At 76.0% G+C, this 22758-nt stretch carries 17 protein-coding genes and 1 pseudogene; 9 read left to right on the forward strand and 9 right to left on the reverse strand.

The window, feature by feature from the left end; translation table 11 throughout:
• The first annotated feature begins 284 nt into the window (after positions 1-284).
• From clpB to OG774_RS21935, 3 genes are all read left to right on the forward strand, one after another.
• A complete protein-coding gene (clpB, locus tag OG774_RS21925) occupies positions 285-2876 on the forward strand; it encodes an ATP-dependent chaperone ClpB (protein WP_328304323.1) in 2592 nt (863 codons plus the stop codon).
• 132 nt (positions 2877-3008) lie between these two features.
• Positions 3009-6104: an ATP-binding protein gene (locus OG774_RS21930; RefSeq protein ID WP_328304325.1), complete on the forward strand. Its 3096-nt coding sequence runs from the start codon at positions 3009-3011 to the stop codon at positions 6102-6104.
• Positions 6105-6191: 87 nt separating this feature from the next.
• Positions 6192-7622, forward strand: coding sequence for an FAD-binding oxidoreductase (locus tag OG774_RS21935; protein WP_328304327.1), 1431 nt, complete (start codon positions 6192-6194; stop codon positions 7620-7622).
• Between the two features lie 78 nt (positions 7623-7700).
• Here the strand turns inward: OG774_RS21935 and OG774_RS21940 are convergent, their stop codons facing one another.
• Together OG774_RS21940 and OG774_RS21945 are read right to left on the reverse strand one after the other, a co-directional pair.
• Positions 7701-9098 carry an FAD-binding oxidoreductase gene (locus OG774_RS21940; protein ID WP_328304329.1) on the reverse strand — a complete coding sequence of 466 codons (1398 nt, stop codon included), beginning with the start codon at positions 9096-9098 and terminating at the stop codon, positions 7701-7703.
• A gap of 34 nt (positions 9099-9132) precedes the next feature.
• A complete protein-coding gene (locus tag OG774_RS21945) occupies positions 9133-9441 on the reverse strand; it encodes a YdhR family protein (protein ID WP_328304331.1) in 309 nt (102 codons plus the stop codon).
• Between the two features lie 117 nt (positions 9442-9558).
• Between OG774_RS21945 and OG774_RS21950 the strand changes: the two genes are divergently transcribed.
• From OG774_RS21950 to OG774_RS21960, 3 genes are read left to right on the forward strand one after another with little or no spacing between them, the layout of a single operon-like run.
• Positions 9559-12393 carry a BTAD domain-containing putative transcriptional regulator gene (locus tag OG774_RS21950; protein WP_328304332.1) on the forward strand — a complete coding sequence of 945 codons (2835 nt, stop codon included), beginning with the start codon at positions 9559-9561 and terminating at the stop codon, positions 12391-12393.
• Between the two features lie 57 nt (positions 12394-12450).
• A complete protein-coding gene (locus OG774_RS21955) occupies positions 12451-13239 on the forward strand; it encodes a PIG-L deacetylase family protein (RefSeq protein ID WP_328304334.1) in 789 nt (262 codons plus the stop codon).
• Positions 13236-14453: an MFS transporter gene (locus OG774_RS21960; protein WP_328304336.1), complete on the forward strand. Its 1218-nt coding sequence runs from the start codon at positions 13236-13238 to the stop codon at positions 14451-14453. Before OG774_RS21955 ends, OG774_RS21960 begins: the two co-directional genes overlap by 4 nt.
• Here the strand turns inward: OG774_RS21960 and OG774_RS21965 are convergent.
• Positions 14390-15022, reverse strand: coding sequence for a class I SAM-dependent methyltransferase (locus tag OG774_RS21965; protein WP_328304338.1), 633 nt, complete (start codon positions 15020-15022; stop codon positions 14390-14392). The genes OG774_RS21960 and OG774_RS21965 overlap by 64 nt on opposite strands.
• A 146-nt stretch (positions 15023-15168) precedes the next feature.
• Between OG774_RS21965 and OG774_RS29870 the strand changes: the two are divergent.
• Together OG774_RS29870 and OG774_RS21975 are read left to right on the forward strand one after the other, a co-directional pair.
• Positions 15169-15729, forward strand: a pseudogene (locus OG774_RS29870) (SAM-dependent methyltransferase); the annotation flags it as partial.
• A gap of 70 nt (positions 15730-15799) precedes the next feature.
• Complete coding sequence (locus tag OG774_RS21975) at positions 15800-16186, forward strand: class I SAM-dependent methyltransferase (protein ID WP_328304342.1); 387 nt, start codon at positions 15800-15802, stop codon at positions 16184-16186.
• A gap of 28 nt (positions 16187-16214) precedes the next feature.
• Here the strand turns inward: OG774_RS21975 and OG774_RS21980 are convergent, their stop codons facing one another.
• Together OG774_RS21980 and OG774_RS21985 are read right to left on the reverse strand one after the other, a co-directional pair.
• Positions 16215-18884, reverse strand: a complete 2670-nt coding sequence (locus tag OG774_RS21980) for a PEP/pyruvate-binding domain-containing protein (protein WP_328304344.1) — start codon at positions 18882-18884, stop codon at positions 16215-16217.
• Positions 18881-19342 carry a MarR family winged helix-turn-helix transcriptional regulator gene (locus OG774_RS21985; RefSeq protein WP_328304346.1) on the reverse strand — a complete coding sequence of 154 codons (462 nt, stop codon included), beginning with the start codon at positions 19340-19342 and terminating at the stop codon, positions 18881-18883. Before OG774_RS21985 ends, OG774_RS21980 begins: the two co-directional genes overlap by 4 nt.
• A gap of 195 nt (positions 19343-19537) precedes the next feature.
• Here OG774_RS21985 and OG774_RS21990 point away from each other — a divergent pair, with 195 nt between their 5' ends.
• Complete coding sequence (locus OG774_RS21990; RefSeq protein ID WP_328304348.1) at positions 19538-19774, forward strand: hypothetical protein; 237 nt, start codon at positions 19538-19540, stop codon at positions 19772-19774.
• Positions 19775-19849: 75 nt separating this feature from the next.
• Here the strand turns inward: OG774_RS21990 and OG774_RS21995 are convergent, their stop codons facing one another.
• Genes OG774_RS21995 through abc-f form a run of 4 tightly spaced genes read right to left on the reverse strand, consistent with a single transcriptional unit; the run spans position 19850 to position 22723 of the window.
• Positions 19850-20506: a response regulator transcription factor gene (locus tag OG774_RS21995; RefSeq protein WP_328304350.1), complete on the reverse strand. Its 657-nt coding sequence runs from the start codon at positions 20504-20506 to the stop codon at positions 19850-19852.
• Positions 20503-20745: an ATP-binding protein gene (locus OG774_RS22000; RefSeq protein WP_442874008.1), complete on the reverse strand. Its 243-nt coding sequence runs from the start codon at positions 20743-20745 to the stop codon at positions 20503-20505. Before OG774_RS22000 ends, OG774_RS21995 begins: the two co-directional genes overlap by 4 nt.
• A complete protein-coding gene (locus OG774_RS22005; RefSeq protein ID WP_328304352.1) occupies positions 20742-21008 on the reverse strand; it encodes a hypothetical protein in 267 nt (88 codons plus the stop codon). Before OG774_RS22005 ends, OG774_RS22000 begins: the two co-directional genes overlap by 4 nt.
• Positions 21009-21064: 56 nt before the next feature.
• Positions 21065-22723, reverse strand: a complete 1659-nt coding sequence (gene abc-f / locus OG774_RS22010; RefSeq protein ID WP_328304354.1) for a ribosomal protection-like ABC-F family protein — start codon at positions 22721-22723, stop codon at positions 21065-21067.
• Positions 22724-22758 lie beyond the last annotated feature (35 nt).

Here is a 22758-nt window from a genome sequence, read left to right on the forward strand (position 1 = left end):
GCGTGTCCGGACCACTATGACAGCCCGTTCGTGGCCGTCACGCAGGGTCCCCATCATCGTGTCGTCGTCCGACCTCCCACCGGCGTCGGACGACGTCCGCGGCCACGCTGAGCAGCGACGACACCCCGGATCGAGACCTCTCGTCGTCGTCGCTGTGGGTGACCGGACGTCGGTGAATCGCCGGGAACAAACGCCACGTCAGCGAAGTTGAGCCAGGTAGACTCAAGTTCACTGGGCGGCTGGTGGGCTGCCCGATCCGCACGTCACGCAGGAGGACCCCCGCCATGGACTTCACCCCCACCACCCGCACCCAGCAGGCGGTGTCGGCCGCCGTGCGGGCGGCCACCGTCGACGGTCACCCGCAGGTCTCGCCGGCCCATCTCGCCGCCGCGCTCCTCGACCAGACCGACGGCCTCACCGAACCGCTGTTGCGCGCGGTCGGGGCGGACCCGTCGGCGGTGCGGGCCGACGTCGGCAAGGTCCTCGCGGGCCTGCCGAGCGCGAGCGGCTCGAGCGTCGCGGCGCCGCAGTTCGACCGCGAGACCGCGCGCGTGCTCCAGCACGCCCAGACGCTCGCCGCCGACATGGGCGACGAGTACGTCTCCACCGAGCACCTGCTGGTCGGGCTGGCCGCGGCCGGCGGGCGCACCGGCGAGGTGCTCACCCGCCACGGCGCGACGCCCGAGGCGCTCCAGGAGGCGTTCGCGAAGGTGCGCGGGTCGGGGCGGATCACGTCCGCCGACCCCGAGGGCACCTTCCAGGCCCTGGAGAAGTACGGCCAGGACCTCACCGAGCGCGCCCGGTCCGGCGCCCTCGACCCCGTCGTGGGCCGCGACGCGGAGATCCGTCGCGTGGTCCAGGTCCTCTCCCGGCGCACCAAGAACAACCCCGTGCTCATCGGCGAGCCCGGCGTCGGCAAGACGGCGATCGTCGAGGGCCTGGCGCAGCGGATCATCGCCGGTGACGTGCCCGAGTCGCTGCGCAACAAGCGCGTCGTCGCCCTGGACATGGGCTCGATGGTGGCCGGGGCCAAGTACCGCGGTGAGTTCGAGGAGCGGCTCAAGGCCGTCCTGCAGGAGATCACCGACTCCGCGGGCCAGGTCATCACGTTCATCGACGAGCTGCACACGATCGTCGGCGCCGGCGCGACCGGCGAGTCCGCCATGGACGCCGGCAACATGATCAAGCCGATGCTGGCGCGCGGTGAGCTGCGCATGGTCGGCGCGACGACGCTCGACGAGTACCGCAAGCACATCGAGTCCGACCCGGCGCTCGAGCGCCGCTTCCAGCAGGTCCTGGTCGGTGAGCCGACCGTCGACGACACCGTCGGCATCCTGCGCGGGCTCAAGGAGCGCTACGAGGTCCACCACGGCGTGCGGATCACCGACGCCGCGCTGGTGGCCGCGGCGACGCTGTCCGACCGCTACATCACCGCGCGCTTCCTGCCCGACAAGGCCATCGACCTCGTCGACGAGGCCAGCTCGCGGCTGCGCATGGAGATCGACTCGCGCCCGGTGGAGATCGACGAGGTCGAGCGCGCCGTGCGCCGCCTCGAGATCGAGGAGATGGCGCTGGCCAAGGAGTCCGACGCCGCGTCCGCGGAGCGCCTCAACGCCCTGCGGGCCGAGCTCGCCGAGCGCCGCGAGGAGCTCGACGCGCTGACCGCCCGCTGGCAGGGCGAGAAGGACGCGATCGACTCGACCCGCTCTCTCAAGGAGCAGCTCGAGACCCTGCGCGGGGAGTCCGAGCGCGCCGAGCGCGACGGCGACCTGGGCCGCGCCGCCGAGCTGCGCTACGGGCGCATCCCGGCCCTGGAGAAGGAGCTCGCCGCGGCCGACGCCGGCTCGGCGGCCCCGGTGATGCTCAAGGAGGAGGTCGGTCCCGACGACGTCGCGGACGTCGTGTCGGCATGGACCGGCATCCCCGCCGGGCGCCTGCTCGAGGGCGAGACCGCGAAGCTCCTGCGCATGGAGGACGAGCTCGGCCGCCGCGTGGTCGGGCAGGCCGAGGCCGTGCGAGCCGTGTCCGACGCCGTGCGCCGCGCGCGGGCCGGGATCGCGGAGGAGGACCGTCCCACCGGGTCGTTCCTGTTCCTCGGGCCCACCGGCGTCGGCAAGACGGAGCTGGCCAAGGCGCTCGCCGCGTTCCTGTTCGACGACGAGCGGGCCATGATCCGCATCGACATGAGCGAGTACGGGGAGAAGCACTCCGTCGCCCGCCTCGTCGGTGCCCCGCCCGGGTACGTCGGCTACGACCAGGGCGGCCAGCTCACCGAGGCCGTCCGCCGGCGCCCGTACTCGGTGGTGCTGCTCGACGAGGTCGAGAAGGCCCACCCGGACGTCTTCGACGTGCTCCTGCAGGTGCTCGACGACGGGCGTCTCACCGACGGCCAGGGCCGCACGGTCGACTTCCGCAACACGATCCTCGTGCTGACCTCGAACCTCGGCTCCGCCGCGCTCGTCGACACCTCGCTCGACGACGCCGGGCGCAAGGAGAAGGTCATGGAGGTCGTGAAGCGCTCGTTCAAGCCGGAGTTCCTCAACCGGCTCGACGACGTGGTGGTCTTCCACGCCCTCTCGACCGAGGAGCTCACGCACATCGTCGACATCCAGCTCGACCGCCTCGGCGCCCGGCTGGCCGCGCGGCGGCTGACGCTGCAGGTCAGCGACGCCGCCCGGGAGTGGCTGGCGCTGCAGGGCTTCGACCCCGTCTACGGGGCGCGGCCGCTGCGCCGGCTCGTGCAGTCGGCCATCGGCGACCAGCTCGCCAAGGCCCTGCTCGGCGGCGAGGTGCGCGAGGGCGACACGGTGTCGGTGGACCTCGACGAGCAGGGCGACGGCGGTACCGGCGCCTTGCTGGTGTCGCGCGCGGCCTGATCTCACCCGTACAGCCCAACGGCCTCCCGTTGTTCGTCACGATCCGGTGACGAACAGCGGGAGGCCGTCGCTCGTTCTGGCCGGGGGCCGACGGGGTCGCCACCCTGGGTGACCGCTGGGGGGAGGCCTCCGATGCTGCACGTCGCGGTGCTGGGCCAACAGGTGATCGCTGACGAGGAGGGCGGTCCGCGGTCACGCTCGTCGCGCGGGATCGCGCTGGTCGCCTACCTCGTGGCGCACGCCGGCACGGTCACACCGCGGCCGCGCCTGGCCGCCCTCTTCTGGCCCGACTCCACCGACGCCCAGGCCCTCACGAACCTCCGTCGCGAGCTGCACCACCTGCGCCACGCGCTCGACGACGCGCCGGTGGTGCGCGCCGACACCCACGGCCTCGCGTGGCAGGACGTCGCCGAGGTGGACGTCGACCTCCGCCTCTTCGACCGCGACGCGCGGGTGGCGCAGGACGCCGCGGCCCGCCACGACGCCGGCGCGGTGATCCCGCACGCTGCGGCCGCGCTCGCGCAGTACCGCGGACCGTTCCTCCCCGGCGTCGACGACGACTGGGTGCGCGAGGTCCGCGAGGACCGCGAGCGCAGCTGTGCCCGGCTGTGCGGCGTGCTGGCCGCGGCCCTGGCGAGCACCGGCGACCCGGCGGCGGCGGTGGACGTCGCGCGCCGCCGGGTCCGGCTGCGACCGCTGGAGGAGGCGGGCCACCGGGCGCTCATGGAGCTGCAGCTCGCCCAGGGTGACCGCGCCGGGGCGGTGAGCACCTACGAGCGCTGCGCGTCGGTCCTCGGCCACGAGCTCGGCGTGGCACCGGACCCGGCCACGCGGCGGGTCCTCGCCGCCGTGGCGAGCTCGTCCACCGTGGCCGGGCCGCCCCCGGAGGCGCCTGTGCCCCGGGCCCGCGCGGCGCCCACGCTCGTCGGCCGGGAGACCGAGCTCGCCGCCCTGGTCCGGGCCTGGCGACGCGCCGTCGCGGGCGAGCCGGGGCTGGTGCTCGTGCGGGGTGAGGCGGGTGTGGGCAAGAGCCGCCTGGTCGCCGAGCTCGCCGCGGTGGTCCGTGAGCGCGCCGGCGTCGTGGCGGAGTCGGGCTGCTACGGCACCTCCGACCGCCTCGCGCTGGCCCCGGTGGCCGACTGGCTGCGGGTGCCGGGCGTGTGGGCGGCCGTCGAGGGGCTCGACCCCGTCTGGCGTCTCGAGGTGGAGCGGCTGGTCCCCCGCGACGGCCGCGCGGACCCGCAGCTCGCCGACGGCGCCCGCGCCATGGCGGACGCCTGGCGGCGGCACCGGTTCGTCGAGGGGCTCGCGCGCGCGATCCTGGCGGTCGATCGGCCCCTGCTGCTCGTGCTGGACAACGTGCAGTGGGGCGACCAGGAGACCCTCGCGTTCCTGGCCCACCTCCTCGGCCGGGCCGGGGACGCGTCGCTGCTCGTCGTCGGCACCGCGCGGGACGGACCCGGCGCGGTCGACGCGTGGTTCCCGCGGGTGCGCGCGACCGGGGTCGCGTCGGAGCTGGCTCTCGGCCCGCTCGACGCCGTCGGGACCGCCCGGCTGGCAACGGTGGTCAGTGGCCGGGTCCCCGACGACGGCGAGGCGTTGCACGCGATCACCGGCGGACTCCCGCTGCACGTCGTGGAGGCCGTCCGCGGGGGAGCCGGGCTCGCGCGGGGGGACCTCGCGGGGATGCTGCGCGCCCGCCTCGAGGAGGTGGGACCGACCGCGCGTGATGTCGCGGTCCTCGCCGCCGCCGTCGGCCGCGAGTTCACCCTCGCCCTGCTCGTGGAGGCCAGCGAGCTCGACGCCGAGGCCGTGGTCCGCGCGCTCGACGAGCTCTGGCGCCGCCGTATCGTCCGGGAGACCGCGGCCGGCTACGACTTCTCCCACGACCTCCTGCGCGAGGCGGCCGATGCGCTCGCCGGCCCGCCGACCCGATGGTTGCTGCACCGTCGCCTGGCCCGCGCGCTCGAGGAGCTGCACGCCGAGGACCTCGATGCCGTGTCGGCGCGGCTGGCGCGCCACCACGCCCGTGGCGGACGACCGGAGGAGGCGGTCGCGATGTACCGGCGGGCCGCCGACGTCGCCGCCTCGCGGTTCGCCCACGGCGAGGCGATCCGGTTGCTCCGCGACGCGCTCGGCCTGGTCGGCGCCCTCCCTCCGGGCCGGCACCGCGACGAGGAGGAGCTCGCCGTCCGCAACGCCCTGGCCGCGCCGCTCAACGCGCGCCACGGGTACGCGTCGCCGGTCGTGCGGGAGACGCTGGAGGCGTCGGCCACGCTCGCCCACCGGATCGGGCGGCGCGACGCCGAGCTCGCGGCCCTGGTGGCGCTCTGGTCGACACGGTTCGTCGCGGGCGACGTCGCCGAGTCCGACGGGATCGCCGCCCGAGCGCTGGCGATGGTCGACGCAGCCCCCGCGCTCGCCGGGCCCGCCCACTTCGCGGCGGCCGGGTCGGCGTTCGGCCTCGGACGGCTGCGGCAGGCCCTGCACCACTTCGCGGTGGTCGCCGACGCGGGGAACGCGGTGTCCCTGAGCGTCGGCACCCGGCCCGACGTTCACGGGGCGGGGTGGGCCGCCCACGCGCACTGGCTGCTCGGCCACGACGACCGCGCCCGCGAGACCGCGGCGGGCGCCGTCGCACTCGCACGCCGGATCGACCACCCCTACAGCGTCGCCGTCGCGGTGGCCTACGAGGCGGTCACCCACCAGCTGCGCGACGACCGCCCCGCCGTCGAGGCGTCGGTCGCCGAGCTGACCGAGCTCTGCGAGCGCTACGGCTTCGCGTACTACCGCGAATGGGCTCCGGTGCTCTCCGGCTGGGCGCGCGGCGGCGCGGAGGGCGCGGCGTTCGCCCGGCGCGGCATCGACGGGCTGCGGGCCACCGGCTCGTACTTCCGGATGACCTACTGGTTGACGCTGGTCGCCGACATCGCGGTACGCCGCGGTCGGCCGGACGAGGCGCGGGCGGTGCTGGACGCGGCGGTCGCCGACGCCCGGTCCCGCCACGACGTGTGGTGGCTCCCGGAGGTCCTGCGCCGGCGCGCGGCGCTCGACGACGGCCCGGGCGCCCTCGATCGCCTCCGGGTGGCCGCAGGTCTGGCCCGGGAGCACGGCAGCAGCGCGCTGCTGCACCGGTGCCACGCCGACATCCGCGCCGTGGCTGGGCAGAACGGTCACGAGCCGGACCGGCGTCCGGAGCGTTCCGCGGTGCTGCGTCCGCCCGGATGACGCCGCGGCGCCGCGGAACGCTGCGCGAACGCCCTCGATGGACGGTCGGGGCTCGTCGTCCACCGTTCCTCGCCGGGAGGCCCCGTCGTGACCACCACCGCCCCACGCGCCACCGTTCCCTGGACCGATCTCGCCGCCGTCCTCCGGGGCCGGATCGTCCTGCCCGCCGACCCCGACTACGACGCGGTGCGTGCCGTCTACAACGGCATGATCGACAAACGGCCGGCCGCGATCGCGCAGTGCCGCGACGTCGCCGACGTCATCGCCGGCGTGGGCTTCGCGCGCAAGAACGGCCTCACGCTGGCGGTGCGCGGCGGTGGGCACCACGCGGCGGGCCTCGGCGTCACCGACGAGGCGCTGGTGCTCGACCTCTCCCCGATGCGCAGCACCCGCGTCGATCCCGCGGAGCGCACCGTGCGCGCGGACGGCGGCTGCGTCTGGGGCGACGTCGACCACGCGACGTCGGCGTTCGGGCTGGCGACGCCGTCGGGCATCGTCGGGACGACCGGGGTCGCCGGCCTGACGCTCGGCGGGGGCACCGGCTACCTGACGCGGCGCTACGGGATGACCGTCGACAACCTGCTCTCTGCCGACGTCGTGCTCGCCGACGGCTCGTTCGTCACCGCGTCCGAGGACAGCGAGCCGGACCTGTTCTGGGCCCTGCGCGGGGGCGGCGGCAACTTCGGCGTCGTCACCTCGTTCCGGTTCCGCTGCCACCCGGTCGGCGACGCCGGGACGATCATCGGCGGGCCGGTGTTCTACGCGCTCGACGACCTCGCCGAGGTGATGCGCTGGTACCGCGAGCTGCTGCCGTCGCTGCCGGTGGAGCTCAGCGGCTGGATCGGCGTGATGGCCGTCCCGCCGGCGCCGCCGTTCCCCGAGGAGCTCTGGGGACGGACCGTCTGCGGGATCGTCTGGTGCTACACCGGGCCGGGCGACCGGGCGGACGAGGTGCTCGAACCGGTGCGCACCTTTGGGTCCCCGCTGCTCGTGGGCCTGCAGCCGATGCCGTACGCGGCGCTGCAGTCGGCGTTCGACCCGCTCTTCCCGCCGGGCCTGCAGTGGTACTGGAAGGGCGACGTCTTCCGGGAGATCAGCGACGAGGCGATCGAGGTGCACCGTCGGTTCGCCGAGGTGCTGCCCAGCGGTCAGTCGACGATGCACCTGTATCCGATCGACGGTGCCGCCGCGCAGGTGCCCGAGGACGCGACGGCGTTCCCGTACCGCGACGGGGGGTGGTCGGGCGTGATCGTCGGCGTCGACCCGGACCCCGCGAACGCCGCGGCGCTCACCCGCTGGGCCCGTGACTACCAGGAGGCCCTGCACCCGTACTCGGCCGGCGGCGCCTACATCAACTTCATGATGGAGGAGGGCGAGGACCGCATCCGGGCGTCGTACCGCGGGAACTACGACCGGCTCACCCGGATCAAGCACCACTACGACCCGGACAACCTGTTCCGGACCAACCAGAACATCGTCCCCGCCGGCAACGTCATCCCGCCGCCGCGTCAGGGATGACCCGCCCTGTTCCGAGCGAAGGGCACCTTCGACCGATCTAGCCGGTCGAAGGTGCCCTTCGCCTGTCCGCGGGCGCGCTCAGTGCCGGGCGGTGGCCGCGGTGAGGATGCCGTCCGGGTCGTAGGTCCGGGCGATCGCGTCGAGACGCCCGGCGTGGGTCCCGAACACCGCGCCGCGGTCGGCGTCCTCGTCGAGCCCGGCGAAGTTGACGTACACCCCGCCGGTGGCGAACGGCGTGAGGGCGTCCCACGCACCCCGCGCCCAGCCGATCGCGTCGTCGTCGATCGCCGGGTCGGTCCAGCCCGCGTCGATGCTGACGTTGAAGCGGGCCGCCCGGTGGGCGAAGGCGCTCTCATCGTCCCCGACGCGCGCGATCGCCCCGCCCATCGTGCGGACGATGACCAGCGACTGCGGCGTCGGCCGCGCGGCCCCCGCGGCGAGCACGGCGGCGGCCGCGTCGTCGTCGAAGCTCTCGAGGAAGTGCGACTTGAAGAAGTACCGCGCGCCGGCGGGGAACAGCGGGTCGGAGCCGGACTGGCTGGTGACGTAGTCGGTGACCGTGGTGGCGTCCACCAGCGGCGTGCCCAGACGCGCCAGCGGTGCGAGCACCTCGAGACCCTCCTGCGCGGGTCCGGCGTACAGGCCGGCGACCACGACGACCGGCGCACCGTGCATCTCGGCCGGGAATCCCGGGTCCGGTGGGATGCCCCAGAGCGCGAACTCCGGCGACACCGTCTCCGGCATCCGTGGCACCAGGTCCCGCCAGGCCGCGAGCACCGCGGCGGCGTCCTCGTACGGGTAGAGCACCATCGACTGGGCGACCTCAGGGCCCAGCGGGAAGAGCTCGAACTCGAACGCCGTGACCACGCCCAGGCCGCGGCCGCCGCCGCGCAGCGCCCAGAACAGCTCGGCGTGCTCGGTGCGGCTCGCCGTGCGCAGGACGCCGTCGGCGGTGACGATCTCGACCGCGCGCAGGGCGTCGCAGCTCAGGCCGAGCGCGCGCTGCAGGTGGCCCATGCCGCCGCCGAGGGTGAGCCCGGCGACGCCGGTCTCGGAGACCTCGCCGCCGGGCACGACCAGACCGTGCCGCTGGGTGGCGGCGTTGACGTCGGCCCACCGGGCGCCGGGGCCCACCCGGGCGGTGCGCGCCGCCGGGTCGACGGTCACGGACGTCATGTCCGACAGGTCGATGACCAGGCCGTTCTCGCACACCGCGCTCCCGGCGACCTGGTGGCCGCCGCCCCGGATGCTCACGGGCGGTCGGTGGGCCCGGGCCGCGGCGACGGTGGCCACGACGTCGGCGGTCGTCGCACAGCGGGCGATCACCGCGGGGCGCCGGTCGATGAGGCCGTTCCACACCCGGCGGGCCTGCTCGTAGCGGTGGTCGGTGCGGTCGATGACGTCGCCGACGAGGGTCGTGCGCAGCGCGGCGACGAGGGCCTGGTCGCGGGTGGCGGTGGTCGCGGTCGTGGTCATGGTGTCCTCCGGGACGGGTGGGTCGGGTGGAAGGTCAGGCGGCGGTGCTGGTGGTCGCGCCGGTGAGGGCGCCGAGCTCGTCGTCGACGTCCCATCCGCGGACCTCGAAGTCGCTGAACGCCGGGTGCTCGCGCAGACCGGTGACGAGGGGGCCGTCGCGGTAGGCCTGGGCCGCCGCGCGGTCGGTGAAGAGGTAGAAGCCGCCGTGGTGGGCGCCGTCGACCAGCCAGGTCTTGGCGACGAAGCCGGGCACGGTGCGCAGGACCTCGGCGAAGACGACCGAGGCGTCGCGCAGCTGCTCGATGGAGGCGGACGAGGTGTAGGTGATGTGCAGGGCGTGCATGACGGGGTCCTCCCGGGTGCGGTGCGTGTCGAGCACCGATGACGTTCCGCCGGACGGCTGGCAGACCCCTTGCACGCCGCTGTCAGCACGGCATGCTCGCCACGGGGAGTGGTGAGCGTGGCCGGTGCGCAGGAGGGCGCGAGCGTCCGCGTCGACGTGCTCGGGCCGCTGCGCCTGGCCGTCGACGGCGGGCCGGTCGACGTGCGCGGCCCCAAGCGCCGCGCGGTGCTCGCCCTGCTGGCGCTGGCGCCGGGGCGCACGGTGACCGTCGAGCAGGTGGTCGACGCCCTGTGGCCCGACGACCCGCCGGAGTCGGCGCGGGCGACGGTCCACAGCCACGTGTCCCGGCTGCGCGCCGACCTCCGCGCCGCCGCCCCCCGCCTGACCACCGACGAGGGCGGCTACCGGCTGCGCCTCGACGACGACGGGCTCGACCTGCACCGGGTGCGGACCCTGCGGGACCGGGCCCGCGACCTCGTCACGACCGACCCCGCCGCGGCGGCCGCGCTGCTGCGCGAGGCGCGGGCCGCCTGGCGCGGACCGGCCCTCGCCGACCTCGCCGAGGTGCCCCCGCTGCGGGCGGCCGCGGACGCCGCCGGGGAGCTGTGGCGCGACGTCACCGACCGGCTCGCCGGCGCCCTGCTCGCGGCGGGGGCCGCGGGGGAGGCGCTGGGCCCGGCGGCGGACGCGGTGGAGGACGACCCGCTGCGCGAGCCCGCGGTCCTGCTGCTCGTGCGGGCCCTGGCGGCCACCGGGCAGGCGCCGCGGGCGCTGCGCACCGCGCGGGAGTTCCGGGCGCGGCTGGCCGAGGAGACCGGCCTCGACCCGTCGCCGGCGCTCGCCGCCCTCGAGAGCGACGTGGCGGGCGGTGCGGCCGGGCCGGTGGCCGCGGCGGAGATCGTCGTGCCCGCCACGCCCGCCACGCCCACCGACCTGCACGGACGGGACCGCGAGCTCGCCGCGACGGATCGGCTGCTCGCCACCGAGCGGCTGGTCAGCGTGGTCGGTACCGGCGGGGTCGGCAAGACGCGCATCGCCCGCGAGCTCGCCCGCCGCCGCCCCGACGCGGCGACCCTGATGCTCGCGGCGGTCACCGACGCGGCGGGGATCCCGGACGCGCTGGCCGCGGCGCTGCGCCTCGGCTCGATCACCGGCGACGTCCTCACCGCCTGCCTCGACGTGCTGGACGCGTCGCCGCGGCTGCTGGTGCTGGACAACTGCGAGCACCTCCTCGACGCCGTCCGCGACCTGGTGGTCGAGCTCCTCGAGCGCTGTCCGGAGGTCACGCTGCTGACCACGAGCCGCGAGCCGCTCGGGCTGGCCGAGGAGGCCGTCGTGCGCCTCGCCCCGCTGCCCGACCTCGCCGCCGTCGCCGTGTTCCTCGACCGCGCCCGCCGCGTGCGCCCCGACCTGGAGTTCTCCCCCGACGAGCTCCGCGAGGTCGCCGAGATCGTCCGACGGCTGGAGGGCCTCCCGCTGGCCGTCGAGCTGGCCGCCGGGCGGCTGTCGACGTTCGCCCCGGCCGCGCTCGCCCTCCGGCTGGACCGGGCGCTGGACCTGCTCGGCAGCCGCGCCCTGCACGCCCGGCACCGCACGCTGCGAGCCACCGTCGCCTGGTCCTACGACCTGCTCACCGACGAGGAGCAGCGCCTGTTCCGGCACGTGTCGGCGTTCGTCGACGGCGTCGACCTCGTCGCGGTGGAGGGGGTGGCCGCCGCGCTCGGGCTGGCCGGCGACGCGGGGGACCTGCTGGCGCGACTCGTCGACGCCTCGATGGTGGAGGCGGGGTCCGACGCCTCGGGGCGCACCCGGTACCGGATGCTCGAGACCCTGCGCGCCTTCGGTCGCGACCGGCTGGTCGCCGCGGGGGAGGACGACGCCGCCGACCGGCACGTCGTGCGTTGGGCCGTGGAGCTCGCGGCGTGGGCGGAGCGCACCGCGCTGACCGCCCGGGAGGCCGTCGTCGGGCCCGTGCTGCGCCGCGAGCTCGGCAACCTGCGCGCCGCGTGGCGCCTCACGCGGACCCGCGGTGATCTGGACGCGGCCACCGCGATGGCGGTCTCGGCCGCCGAGATCGCCTACTGGCAGGACCTGCGCGAGGTGCGCGCCCTGGCGACCGAGCTCGTCGACGACCCGGCGCTGACCGGGCACCCGTTCGAGGCGCGCGTCTACGGCCACGCCTCCCACGACGCGTACCTGCGCGGAGACTCCGTCGCGGCCGAGCGTCTCGCCCGCCGCGGGCTCGCGTGCGCCGGCGATGCCGAAGGGCGACGTGTCTGCCTGGCCGCCGTCGGCGAGGCGAGCCTGAGCCGGGGCGCCTGGGCCGACGCGGTCGAGTACGACGTCGCCGCGCTGCGCCTCGCCGACCGCCCCCGCCCCGAGCCGGGCGTCGGTGCCCTCGCCGCGCTGTACGGCGGCGACCCCCGCAAGGCACGGGAGCTCATCGCCCTGATGCCCGCCGGCGAGGTGCCGTCACTGCTCGGGCTCGCCGCCTACGTGACCGCCGAGATCGACAGCGTCGAGGGGCGCACCGACGCCGCGGAGGAGGGCTACTCGCTCGCGATGGCCCGCGCCCGGAGCGTCGGGTCGACGTTCCTCGAAGCCATCGCCGCGGTGGGGCTTGCCTCGTTGCGCTCGCGGTCGGGACGGATCGGGGCCGCGCTCGTCGGGTACCGCGAGGTGATCGACCACTGGGCCGACGGCGGCAACTGGAGCCACCAGTGGGTCACCCTGCGCAACCTCGCCGACCTGCTCCGCACCCTCGACGACGCCGACACCGCCGACCTGCTCGACGCCGCCGCCGACCGCGCCCCGGACGCGCACGACCGGCCGCGGGACCAGGGTGTCGTGCCGCGGGAGCGGGCGCCCGACCGCGAGCAGGCCCTCGCGCTGGCCCGCGCGGCGATCGCGCGCCACCTCGCGGGGCGTGACAGCGCGGTGCACGCCGGCTGACAGCGCCCGGCCCGAGTCTCGACGGCGTCCCACCCCGTCGTCGACCTGGAGCCCGCCGTGAGCGCCCCGACCACCACCCGTCCCGTCCGTACCCCCGACGACGTCGCCGCCCTCGGCACCGTGCTCGGGGTCTGGGCCCACCCCGACGACGAGCTCTACCTCTCCGGCGGCGTCCTGGCCGCGGCCGTCGCCGCCGGTCGGCGGGTCGTCGTCGTCACCGCCACCCGCGGCGAGCACGGCACCGACGACCCCGGTCGCTGGTCGCCCGCCCGCCTCGCCGCCGAGCGGTCGCGGGAGATCACGGCGAGCCTCTCCGCGCTCGACCCCGTCCGGCGCCGCATCGAGCACCGTTTCCTCGGTGACGCGAGCGGGCGCTGCCACCGCGACGGCGCGCTCGTCGCCGACCCCGGCGAGGACACGGTCGACGAGCTCGCCGCGATCGTCGCCGAGATCGCGCCCGACACCGTCGTCACCTTCGGGCCCGACGGCATCACCGGGCACCGGGACCACCGCGCGGTCTCGGCCTGGACCGACCGGGCGCTGCGGCGCGTGCCCGCGGCGCCACGGCTGCTGCACGCGGCCGTGACCGAGGCCTGGGTGCGGCGGTTCGCCGAGTTCGCCGAGCCGATGGACGGCGCCGGTGACGCCTTCGTGCCCTGCCGCGACGCCGAGCTCGCCGTCGCCCTGGAGCTCGACGAGGATCTCCTGGACCGCAAGCTCGCGGCCCTGCGCGCCCAGGCCACCCAGACCGCCGGCCTCGAGGCGGCGGTAGGCGCGGACCGCTACCGGGCCTCGATCGCCGGGGAGTACTTCCGGCCCGCCGCCACCCTCTTCGACGGATCGTGACCACCGCACAGGCGTCGCCCGGACGGCTGCTGACGGCGACCGTGGCCGCGACCGCGGTCGCGCTCGGGCTGGCCACCGGCACCGGTCCCCTCGCCGGGCCCGTCGCCGCCACCTTCGGCGTGGGCCCGGGGACGGCGTCGGTGATGTTCGCGGCGACGCTCGCCACGATGCTCGCCCTCGGGACGGTCACCGGCCCGCTCGCCGAGCGCCACGGCGTCCGCCCGCTGGTCGCGCTCGCCGCGGTCCTGGTACCCGGCGGCCTGCTCGTCCTCGCTGCGGCGCCGGGCTTCCCGGTGGCGGCCGCCGGCTTCGTGCTCGGCGTCGGCGGCGGGGCGGGGTGCCTGTTCGTCCCGTTACAGGCGGCCGTCGGGGCCGCCTTCGAGCGCCGCCGGGGTCCGGCCCTGGTCGTGGCGACGGCGGGCGCGGGGCTGGCGACCGTGATCGCTCCGCCGTCGACGGTGGCCCTCGTCGCGCCGCTCGGGCTGCGGGGCGCCGCGGTCGTGCTCGCCGTGGTGGCGGCCGTCGTGCTCGGGGCGTGCGTCCCCGCAGCGCCCGCCGGCGGGTCGAGGAGCGGGGCTCTCCCGGAACCGCGTCTGTCCGTCGTCCTCGCCGACCGCGGCTTCCGGCGCCTCGGCCTGGGCGTCGTCGGGCTCTCCGCCGCGATGTTCGTGCCGTTCGTGCACCTCGCGCCGTTCGCCGCCCTGCGGGGGATCGACCTCGCCACCGGCGCCGCCCTGGTCGCGGTCGCCGGAGCGGTGAGCCTGGCCGCGAGGTTGGCGGTGGTGCCGGCCGTCGCCCGCTGGGGCGCCTTCGCCGTCTTCCGGGTCGGGGCCGTGGTGATGACCCTGAGTCTCGGGCTGTGGGCGCCGGCGCACGGGGTCGCGGCCCTCGCCGGCTTCGCCGTGGTGTTCGGCGGGGCGCACGGGACCTTCGTCGGGCTCACCGGCGCGACGGCGGCCGAGCTGTTCGGGCTGGTCGGCTTCGGTCGTCGTCTCGGCGTGGTGAGCCTCGCGGCCGCCGCCGGCGGATTCGTGGGCCCGGCGACGGCCGGGTTCGTGGCGGAGGCCTGGGCGAGCCCGGCGGCCGGTGTCGCGGTGGCCGCGGCGTGCGGGGTCGGCGGGTGTGCGGCGCTGTGGGGGTGCCGCACAGGTCAGCGGCGCAGCGTCCCGGCCACCTGGTCGTCCACCGGCAGGAAGACCGAGCCGGCGCGGTAGCGCTCCAGGGCGACGTCGGCGAACCCGGCGTCGGCCAGCAGCTCGCCGGTGTGGCGGCGGCGCAGGTCGCAGCCCTCGAACGCCCACCGCCATCCGGATCGCAGGCCGCGCTGCAGCCGGGCGAGCGGGCTCCCGTCCGGGGCCGCGACGTGCTCGAGGACGAGGAAGCGGCCGCCGGGACGCAGGATCCGGCGCACCTCGGCGACGACCGCGCCGGGATCGTCCACGGTGCACAGCACCAGCGTGCTCACCACCGCGTCGATGCTGCCGTCCGCCAGGCCCGTGTCCTCGGCTCCCACCGCGTGGATCTCCAGCTCCACGCCGTGGCGGGAGGCGGCGTCCCGCAGCGGGCCGTGCATCGGCGGGTTGGGCTCGACGGCGATCAGCCGCGTCCCCGCCGGGTAGTGGCGCATGTTCGCGCCCGTCCCGGCGCCCAGCTCCACGACCGTTCCGGGGAGATCGGCGAACAACGCGGCCTTGCGGTCGCCGAGGACGTGGTGGACGTAGCGGTCGACGAGCCGGAAGAAGCCGGCGTTGAGCCGGCCCCGGACGGGGTTGGTCGTGCTCACGCCCCCGAGTATCGGCGCGGCGACAGCATCGAGACAGCGCCGTGACAGGCCCGTGCGCCACCGTCGACCCCATGACGACCACAGAGGACAGCCCCACCCACACCACCGATGCCTGCGCCGAGACCGTCTTCGGCTGGATCCTCGGCATGGAGCAGACCACCGCGCTCTACGTGGGCGACCGGCTCGGCTGGTTCCGCTCGCTCGCCGAGGACGGCCCGGCCACGGCGCCCGAGCTCGCGGCGCGCACCGGGACCGCCGCCCGCTACGCCCGCGAGTGGCTCGAGTACCAGGCGGTGAGCGGGATGCTCACCGTCGACGACGCGGCCGCCGCGCCCGACGAGCGCCGCTTCGCGATGCCCGCCGCGCACGTCCCCGTGCTCGCCGACCTCGACAGCGAGACGGTGCTGACGCCGTTCGCACGGATCCTCGTCGCGTCGCTGCGCCACATCGACGACCTCCTCGAGGCCTACCGGACGGGCGGCGGCGTGAGCTGGGAGACCCTCGGCGACGACGCCCGCGAGGGCCAGGCGGCGCAGAACCGCCCGCTCCTGCGGGATGCCCTCGCCCGCGACCACCTGCCGCGGCTCGGCGAGGTCGACGCCGCGCTGCGCGCCGGCGGACGGGTCGCCGACGTCGGCTGCGGTGAGGGCTGGTCGAGCATCGGCATCGCGCGGGGCTACCCGACGGCCCGGGTGGACGGCTTCGACGTCGACGCCGCTTCGGTCGACGCCGCCCGGCGCCACGCCGAGGCGGAGGGCGTCGACGACCGGGTCCGGCGTGCACCACGCGGAGGTCGCGAGCGCCGAGGCCGGCGTCTACGACCTCGTGTGCGCGTTCGAGTGCGTCCACGACATGCCCGACCCGGTGTCCGTGCTCGCCGCGATGCGCCGGGCCGTGGCGCCGGGCGGCACGGTCCTGATCATGGACGAGAAGGTCGCGGAGGCGTTCGCTCCCGACGGCGACGAGGTCGAGCGCCTGTTCTACGGCTTCTCGCTCATGTGCTGCCTGCCCGACGGGCTCTCCGCCGACGACTCGGTGGGGACCGGCACGGTGATGCGCCGGAGCACGCTCGAGGAGTACGCCCGCGCCGCCGGGTTCTCGGGCGTCGAGGTGCTCGACGACCTGGAGAACGACATCTTCCGGTTCTACCGGCTGCGGCACTGAGGCTCGCGACGGATTCGAGTGCGTGGCCCTATCGGCGTGCTCCCCTTGTACGGACACTCAACGTCTGCGGCGCCACGCCGCTGACACTTCTACACGTCACCAGCGGCTCCACGCGTCCGCTGGTGCCGTCCACGCGCACCTCTGCCACTCCGGTCAGGCGGGCCACGGCGTCGCGGACGCCGACGACGGCGGGCAGGCCGTACTCGCGGGCGACCACCGCGCCGTGGGAGTTCGAGCCGCCCATCTCCATCACCAGCCCGCCGGCGGTGAGGAACAGCGGCGTCCAGCCGGGGTCGGTCGACGGGCACACGAGCACGTCGCCGGGCTCGAGACGGGCGCCCTGCGGGTCGGTGATCACCCGGACCCGGCCCGTGACGGTGCCGGCCGAGGCCGGGACGCCGGTGAGCGCACCGTCGGCGGGAGCGTCCGTGGTGCCGAGCGCCTCGGGCTCGGTGCCGTCCGAGAGCACGATGCGCGGCACGTGCCGACGCCGCAGTTCGCGCTCGTAGGTCGCGCGTCGCTCCCGCACGACGGAGCGGCGGTCGACGTCCTCCCGGGCCTCGCCGAGGCTCAGGAAGAAGACGTCGTCGCCGGTGTCCAGACGGCCTCGGGACGCCAGGTCGGCGCCCACCGCGGCGAGCTCGGTCCGGGCGGCCGCGAGCACCGTGACCAGCCAGTACTTCGGCAGCTCGCGCAGCCCGACGAGGTCGCGGGCCCGGTGCAGGGCCGCGGCCACGACCCGCCCGCGCAGGCCGCCTGCGCGTGCGGCCAACGCCTCGATCATCGCTTCGGCCTCCGCGGCGCTGCGCGCGAACACGATATCCGGGGCGCGCTCGGCGTCGTCGAGACGCACGTAGTTGGCGAGCACCCCGAGCAGGTGGGTGGGGTCGTCGGACCAGCGCGGCAGGCCCAGGTCGATCTCGGCGACGGCGCGGCGGCCGTGCGCGGCGAGGAACGCGCCGAGACCCGCGGCGAGCACCGGCGGCCAGGTGCCGCGCTGCCGCGCGAGCTCGGCAGGCGGGGTGCTGGTGAGGGCGGCGACGGTGGCGGGGTCGTCGCGCAGGCGGACGGCGAGGTCCCAGAGCGCGAGGTCCATCTCCGTGGTGACGTTGTGCGGCAGGCCCCGCAGCACGGTGCCGAGCTCGCCGGGACGGGCGCGACCGCGGAGCAGGCGGGCGGCCAGGCCGAGCGCGAGGAAGCCGGCGGCGGGGGCCGGCGCGATCCGTGGCGCCATCGGCGCGGAGCAGGCGGTGAGCATCCACCGGGCGCGGTCGACGCGCTCCTGCGGCCCGGCGCCCGCAGGAGCGGGCAGGATCGCGGCCGTGTCCCGGACCAGCGCGAACGCCCGGTCCCGCGCGCGGGCGGGGCGCACCCAGGCGCCGAGGACGGCCGGCGGGATGCGGTACCGGAGGGCGATCCGGCCGACCCGCCGCACGGTCGGCAGGGGCGAGCGCCGGGTGACGGCGAGCTCGGGCCGGTCGAGCTGGGTGGCGATGACCTCGGCCGAGCGGGTCTCCATGACCCCGAGCACCCCGGCGGCCCCGGCGCGGCCCACCCGGCTGCGCAGGACGTCGGTGAGGTCGACGAACACCCGTTCGGCGGCCTCGGAGACCATCGGCGGACCCTCCTCGGGGTCGTCGACCGGCGCACCGAGCAGGCCGGCCACGCCGGAGGCGAGGTGCCGGACGGCGGACAGCCCGGCGGGGGTGAAGGGCCGGAAGACGCCCTGCGCGACGTTCGCCGAGAGGAACAGGCGCAGGCCCGGGCGCCCGGGCACGAGCGGGTAGAGCGTCGTGATCGGCCGCGACTGGGTCAGCCACGCGCGGCCCTCGCCGTCCAGGGCCCACTCGATGTCCTGCGGCGCGCGGAACATCGCCTCGACCCGGCGGCCGAGACGGGCGAGCGTCCGCACGTCGGCGTCGTCCAGGGAGGCCGCACCGCTCGCGTGCGCCACCGTCTCGGTCCCCCCACCGGGCAGGGCCCGCACGACGGTCCCGCCGGCGCCCGTGTACCGGGAGACGATCTCGCCGCCCGGGTCGACGACGAGGTGCTCGGGATCGACCGAGCCGGAGACCACCGACTCGCCGAGCCCCGGCGCGGCGTCGATCACGGCCTGCCCGCGGCGTCCCGTCACCGGGTCCGCGGTGAACAGCACGCCGGCCCACCGCGCGTCGACCATCGACTGGATCACCACGGCGAGCGTGACCGCGGCGTGGTCGATGTCGTGGGCGCCGCGGTAGGCGACGGCGCGGTCGGTCCAGAGCGAGGCCCAGCAGCGCCGGACCGCGTCGAGCACCGCGTCGTCGCCGACGACATTGAGGAACGTGTCCTGCTGTCCGGCGAAGCTCGCGTCCGGCAGGTCCTCGGCCGTCGCCGACGAGCGGACCGCCACCGGCCCGTCGGGGCACGTCGCCCGCACCGCGGCCGCGACCTCGTCGGGGATCGGCACCGCGAGCACCGCGGCGCGGGCCTTCTCGGCGAGGCCGGCCGCGTCCGTGCCCTCGGCGAGCAGCGCGTCGAGCGCCGAGCCCACCGCCCGTCGGTACGCGGCGGTCGTGAGGCAGACCCCGGCCGGCACGGGGAAGCCGGCGCGGACGAGGGCCCCGAGGTTGGCGGCCTTGCCGCCGACGCGGCCGAGGGTGTCGGGGTCGGTCGGGTCGACGGCCTCCAGGGGCAGCACGAGCGGTACGTCGGTCATGGCGGGTCTCTCTTCTCTCGTCCCTGCCGGGCGGAGTCGCCGAGCAGGGTCATCGCGCGGGCCACCAGGGCCCGCTCCGCGGGGTCGAGGCGGTTCATGACCTCGAGCTGGGCCTCGGCGCGGGTGCGCTCGAGGCGACGGAGCAGGGCGTCGCCGTCGTCGGCGAGCGCGATCCGCCGGACGCGACGGTCGGACGGGTGCTCCCGGCGTTCGACGAGACCGCGGCGCACCAGGGCGTCGACGAGGCGGCTGGTGGCCGACACCGACCGCCCGACCCGGTCCGCGAGCCCGCCGAGGGACACCGGCTCGCCGGCGTCGAGGACGTAGAGGGTGGCGAGCTGGGTCATCGAGAGCTCGTCCCCGCCGTCGACGGTGGCGAGGAGGTCCAGCACGAACGCGGGGATCATCGCGCGCCGCATGTCCCCGAAGCTCGTCGCGAGCCGGTCCCGCTCGTCCATCGTCAGATCCTTGCAGTCATGCAATGAATGCACTGATGCAAGCACTGGTGGACGGTCGCGTCAATCGGCCGTCCGCGCTGCTTGAGCGCTGATGAGAAGGCCCTCACGAACGTCTCCCGAGGGCCTCACGGGCGCCGCCGACCCTGGTCCTCGCCGGGCGATCCGCCCCGGTGAGCACCCGCCCCGGAGGTTCCCGTGACCCGCTCCCGCCTCGCCCTCGCCCTCGCCACCGCGGCCGCCGGCCTCGCGCTCACCGGCTGTGCCGCCGACGACACGGGGGTGGTCCCCGCGTCCGTGTCGGTGCCGGCCGTCCCCGCCGGCGGCCCGGTCCCGGCGCCCCAGCCCGCGTTCGTCGACGACGACGATGACGACGACGACATCCGCGACCTCGACGACCGCGACGACGACCTGGATGACGACCGGGACGACTGAGGTCGCGAGCGAGGGACGCCCTGCCTGCCCCCCACGCAGCCGGGGCGTCCCTCGCTGCCACAGCCCCGGCCCCGCTCAGGCCAGCCGGTAGCCCATCCCGCGCACGGTGGTGATGCGCTCGGTCCCGAGCTTGCGGCGCAGGTAGCGCACGTAGACGTCGACGACGTTGGAGCCCGGGTCGAAGTCGTAGCCCCAGACGCGCGAGAGCAGTTGCTCGCGGGAGAGGACCTGGCCGGGATGGCGCAGGAAGGTCTCGGCGAGGACGAACTCGCGGGCCGACAGGTCGACGGTCGCGCCGTCCACCGTCGCCTGCCGCGTGCGCAGGTCGAGCGACAGCGACCCGTGGCGCAGGACCGTCACCTCGCCGGGGCCGGAGTCGGCGAGCCGGCGGCGCACGCGGGCCAGCAGCTCCTCGAAGCGGAACGGTTTGGCCATGTAGCCGTCGGCGCCGCCCTCGAGCCCGGCGACGGTGTCGGCGACGCTGTCGCGCGCGGTCAGCACGATCACCGGCATCCGTGACCCCGAGGCCCGCAGCTCGGCGAGCACCGCGAAGCCGTCGAGGCCGGGTAGCCCGATGTCGAGGACGAGCAGGTCGTGGTGCCCGCCGAGGGCCTGGTCGCGGGCGGCGATCCCGTCCGCGACCACGGCCGTCACGAACCCCGCCGAGCGCAGGCCCTTCTCGACGAACGAGGCGATGCGCGGCTCGTCCTCGGCGACGAGGATGCTGCTCATCGGGACGCCACCTCCGTCCCGGGATGCAGGGGCAGGACCAGGGTGAACGTGGCGCCGGGGCCGGTCTGGCCCGGCAGGCCCGTGCCGACGCCGTCGGAGAGCTCGACGCGGCCGCCGTGCGCGGCGGCGATCGCGCCCGCGATGGCGAGCCCGAGGCCGGCGCCGTCCGAGCGTCGCGTCGCCCCGCTGCCGCGGGCGAACCGGGCGAAGATCCGCGCCGGACGCGGGGTGGCGGTCAGCCGTCGTCGTCCGGTCCGTCGTCGTTCGGCCCGGCGTCCGGTCCGTCATCCCCGTCCTCCTGCCCCCCGGCGGGCGGCGGGGCCACGTAGCCGTCGTCGTCCTGGTCGGGCGCCGGCACGGGCGCACCGCTCGGGACGGACGGCACCGAGACCGGCGCGGGCAGCGGGACCTCGCCCGCGGTGTCGCAGGCGGTCGCGCCCACGGCGAGGCCCGCGAGCAGCAGGGCAGTGACGAGCCGGGGCCGAGCCGTCGATCGAGCCATGCGGCCACCCTCGTGGGTGTCGGTGAGCCGTGGGTGACGCCCGGATGAGAGTGCTCTCATCCACGCCGGTCGACCTCGACGACGCGCCCGGCGTCGAGGTGCCAGCCGCGGGTGGTGGCGACGCCCGCGAGCAGGCGCCGGTCGTGGGAGACCAGCAGCAGCGTGCCCTCGAAGGACGCGAGCGCGGTCTCGAGCTGCTCGATCGCCGTGAGGTCGAGGTGGTTGGTCGGCTCGTCGAGCACGAGCAGGTTCACCCCGCGGGCCTGCAGCAGCGCGAGGGCGGCCCGGGTCCGCTCCCCGGGCGAGAGGGTGTCCGCGCCCCGGAGCACGTGCTCGGAGCCGAGCCCGAACTTCGCGAGCAGGGTGCGGATCTCCGCGGTGGGCCAGCGGTCGAGCTCGGGCTCCCGGGAGAACACGTCGAGCAGGGACGTGCCGCCCGACAGGAGGCCGCGCGCCTGGTCGACCTCGCCGACGACGACCCCCGAGCCCAGCGCGGCACGCCCCTCGTCCGGGGCGAGGCGCCCGAGCAGGACGGCGAGCAGCGTCGACTTGCCGGACCCGTTGGCGCCGGTGATGGCGACGCGGTCGGCGTAGTCGAGCCGGAGGGAGACGGGGCCGAGGGTGAAGTCGCCCCGCCGGACCACGGCGCCGTCGAGGGTGGCGACGACCGTGCCCGACCGCGGGGCCGCCGCGATCAACATCCGCAGCTCCCACTCCTTGCGGGGCTCCTCGACGACCTCCATGCGCTCGATCCGCCGCTCCGTCTGCGAGATCTTCGCGGCCTGCTTCTCCGAGGTCTGGCCCCGGAAGTGCTTGACGTGCTTGTCCGGGTCGGACGCCTTCTTCCGGGCGTTGCGCACGCCCTTCTCCACCCACTGCTTCTGCGTCTGCATCCGCGCGGTCAGCTCGCCGCGTTTCTCCGCGTACTCCTCGTAGGCCTCGCGCGCGTGCCGCCGGGCCGTCTCCCGCTCGGTCAGGTAGGCCTCGTAGCCGCCGCCGTAGAGCGTGACCTCCTGCTGGGCGAGGTCGAGCTCCAGCACCGAGGTGACGGTGCGGGCGAGGAACTCGCGGTCGTGGCTGACGAGCACGGTGCCCGCCCGCAGCTCGCGCACCCAGCGCTCGAGCCGGTCGAGGCCCGCGAGGTCGAGGTCGTTGGTGGGCTCGTCGAGCAGGAAGACGTCGAAGCGCGCAAGCAGCAGCGACGCGAGGTTGGCCCGCGCGGCCTGGCCCCCCGACAGGGAGGTCATCTCCGCGTCGAGCAGGTCGGTGGCGAGGCCCAGGTCGTCGGCGACCTCCTCGGTGCGCTCCTCGAGGTCGGCGCCACCGAGGTCGAGCCAGCGCTCGAGGGCCACGGCGTAGGCGTCGTCGGCACCCGGGAGGCCCTCGGAGAGCGCGGTCGTCGCGGACTCCAGGGTGGCCGTCGCGGCGGTGACCCCGGTGCGGCGTCCGACGAACCCGCGCACGGTCTCGCCGGGCACGCGAGCGGTCTCCTGCGGCAGGTGCCCGATGCTGGCCGTCGCCGGCGACACGGCGACCGAGCCCTGGTCGGGCGCCGCCAGACCGGCCAGCAGGCGCAGCAGCGTCGACTTCCCGGCGCCGTTGACGCCGACGAGACCGATGACGTCCCCGGGGGCGACGACGAGGTCGAGGCCGGTGAACAGCACCCGGGCACCGTGCGCGGCGGCGAGGTCCCGCGCGACCAGGGTGGCACTCACGACGATCGAGCCTATCCGTGCGCCGCGACCCCTTT

The sequence above is a fragment of the Actinomycetospora sp. NBC_00405 genome (assembly GCF_036044095.1).
Taxonomy (GTDB): domain Bacteria; phylum Actinomycetota; class Actinomycetes; order Mycobacteriales; family Pseudonocardiaceae; genus Actinomycetospora; species Actinomycetospora callitridis.

What these genes read in the sequence shown, in the direction of transcription:
- clpB (WP_328304323.1), top strand. Translation starts at nt 285, where the DNA reads ATGGACTTCACCCCCACCACCCGCACCCAGCAGGCGGTGTCGGCCGCC.
- OG774_RS21930 (WP_328304325.1), top strand. Translation starts at nt 3,009, where the DNA reads ATGCTGCACGTCGCGGTGCTGGGCCAACAGGTGATCGCTGACGAGGAG.
- OG774_RS21940 (WP_328304329.1), bottom strand. Translation starts at nt 9,098, where the DNA reads ATGACCACGACCGCGACCACCGCCACCCGCGACCAGGCCCTCGTCGCC.
- OG774_RS21945 (WP_328304331.1), bottom strand. Translation starts at nt 9,441, where the DNA reads ATGCACGCCCTGCACATCACCTACACCTCGTCCGCCTCCATCGAGCAG.
- OG774_RS21980 (WP_328304344.1), bottom strand. Translation starts at nt 18,884, where the DNA reads ATGACCGACGTACCGCTCGTGCTGCCCCTGGAGGCCGTCGACCCGACC.
- OG774_RS21985 (WP_328304346.1), bottom strand. Translation starts at nt 19,342, where the DNA reads ATGGACGAGCGGGACCGGCTCGCGACGAGCTTCGGGGACATGCGGCGC.
- OG774_RS21995 (WP_328304350.1), bottom strand. Translation starts at nt 20,506, where the DNA reads ATGAGCAGCATCCTCGTCGCCGAGGACGAGCCGCGCATCGCCTCGTTC.
- OG774_RS22005 (WP_328304352.1), bottom strand. Translation starts at nt 21,008, where the DNA reads ATGGCTCGATCGACGGCTCGGCCCCGGCTCGTCACTGCCCTGCTGCTC.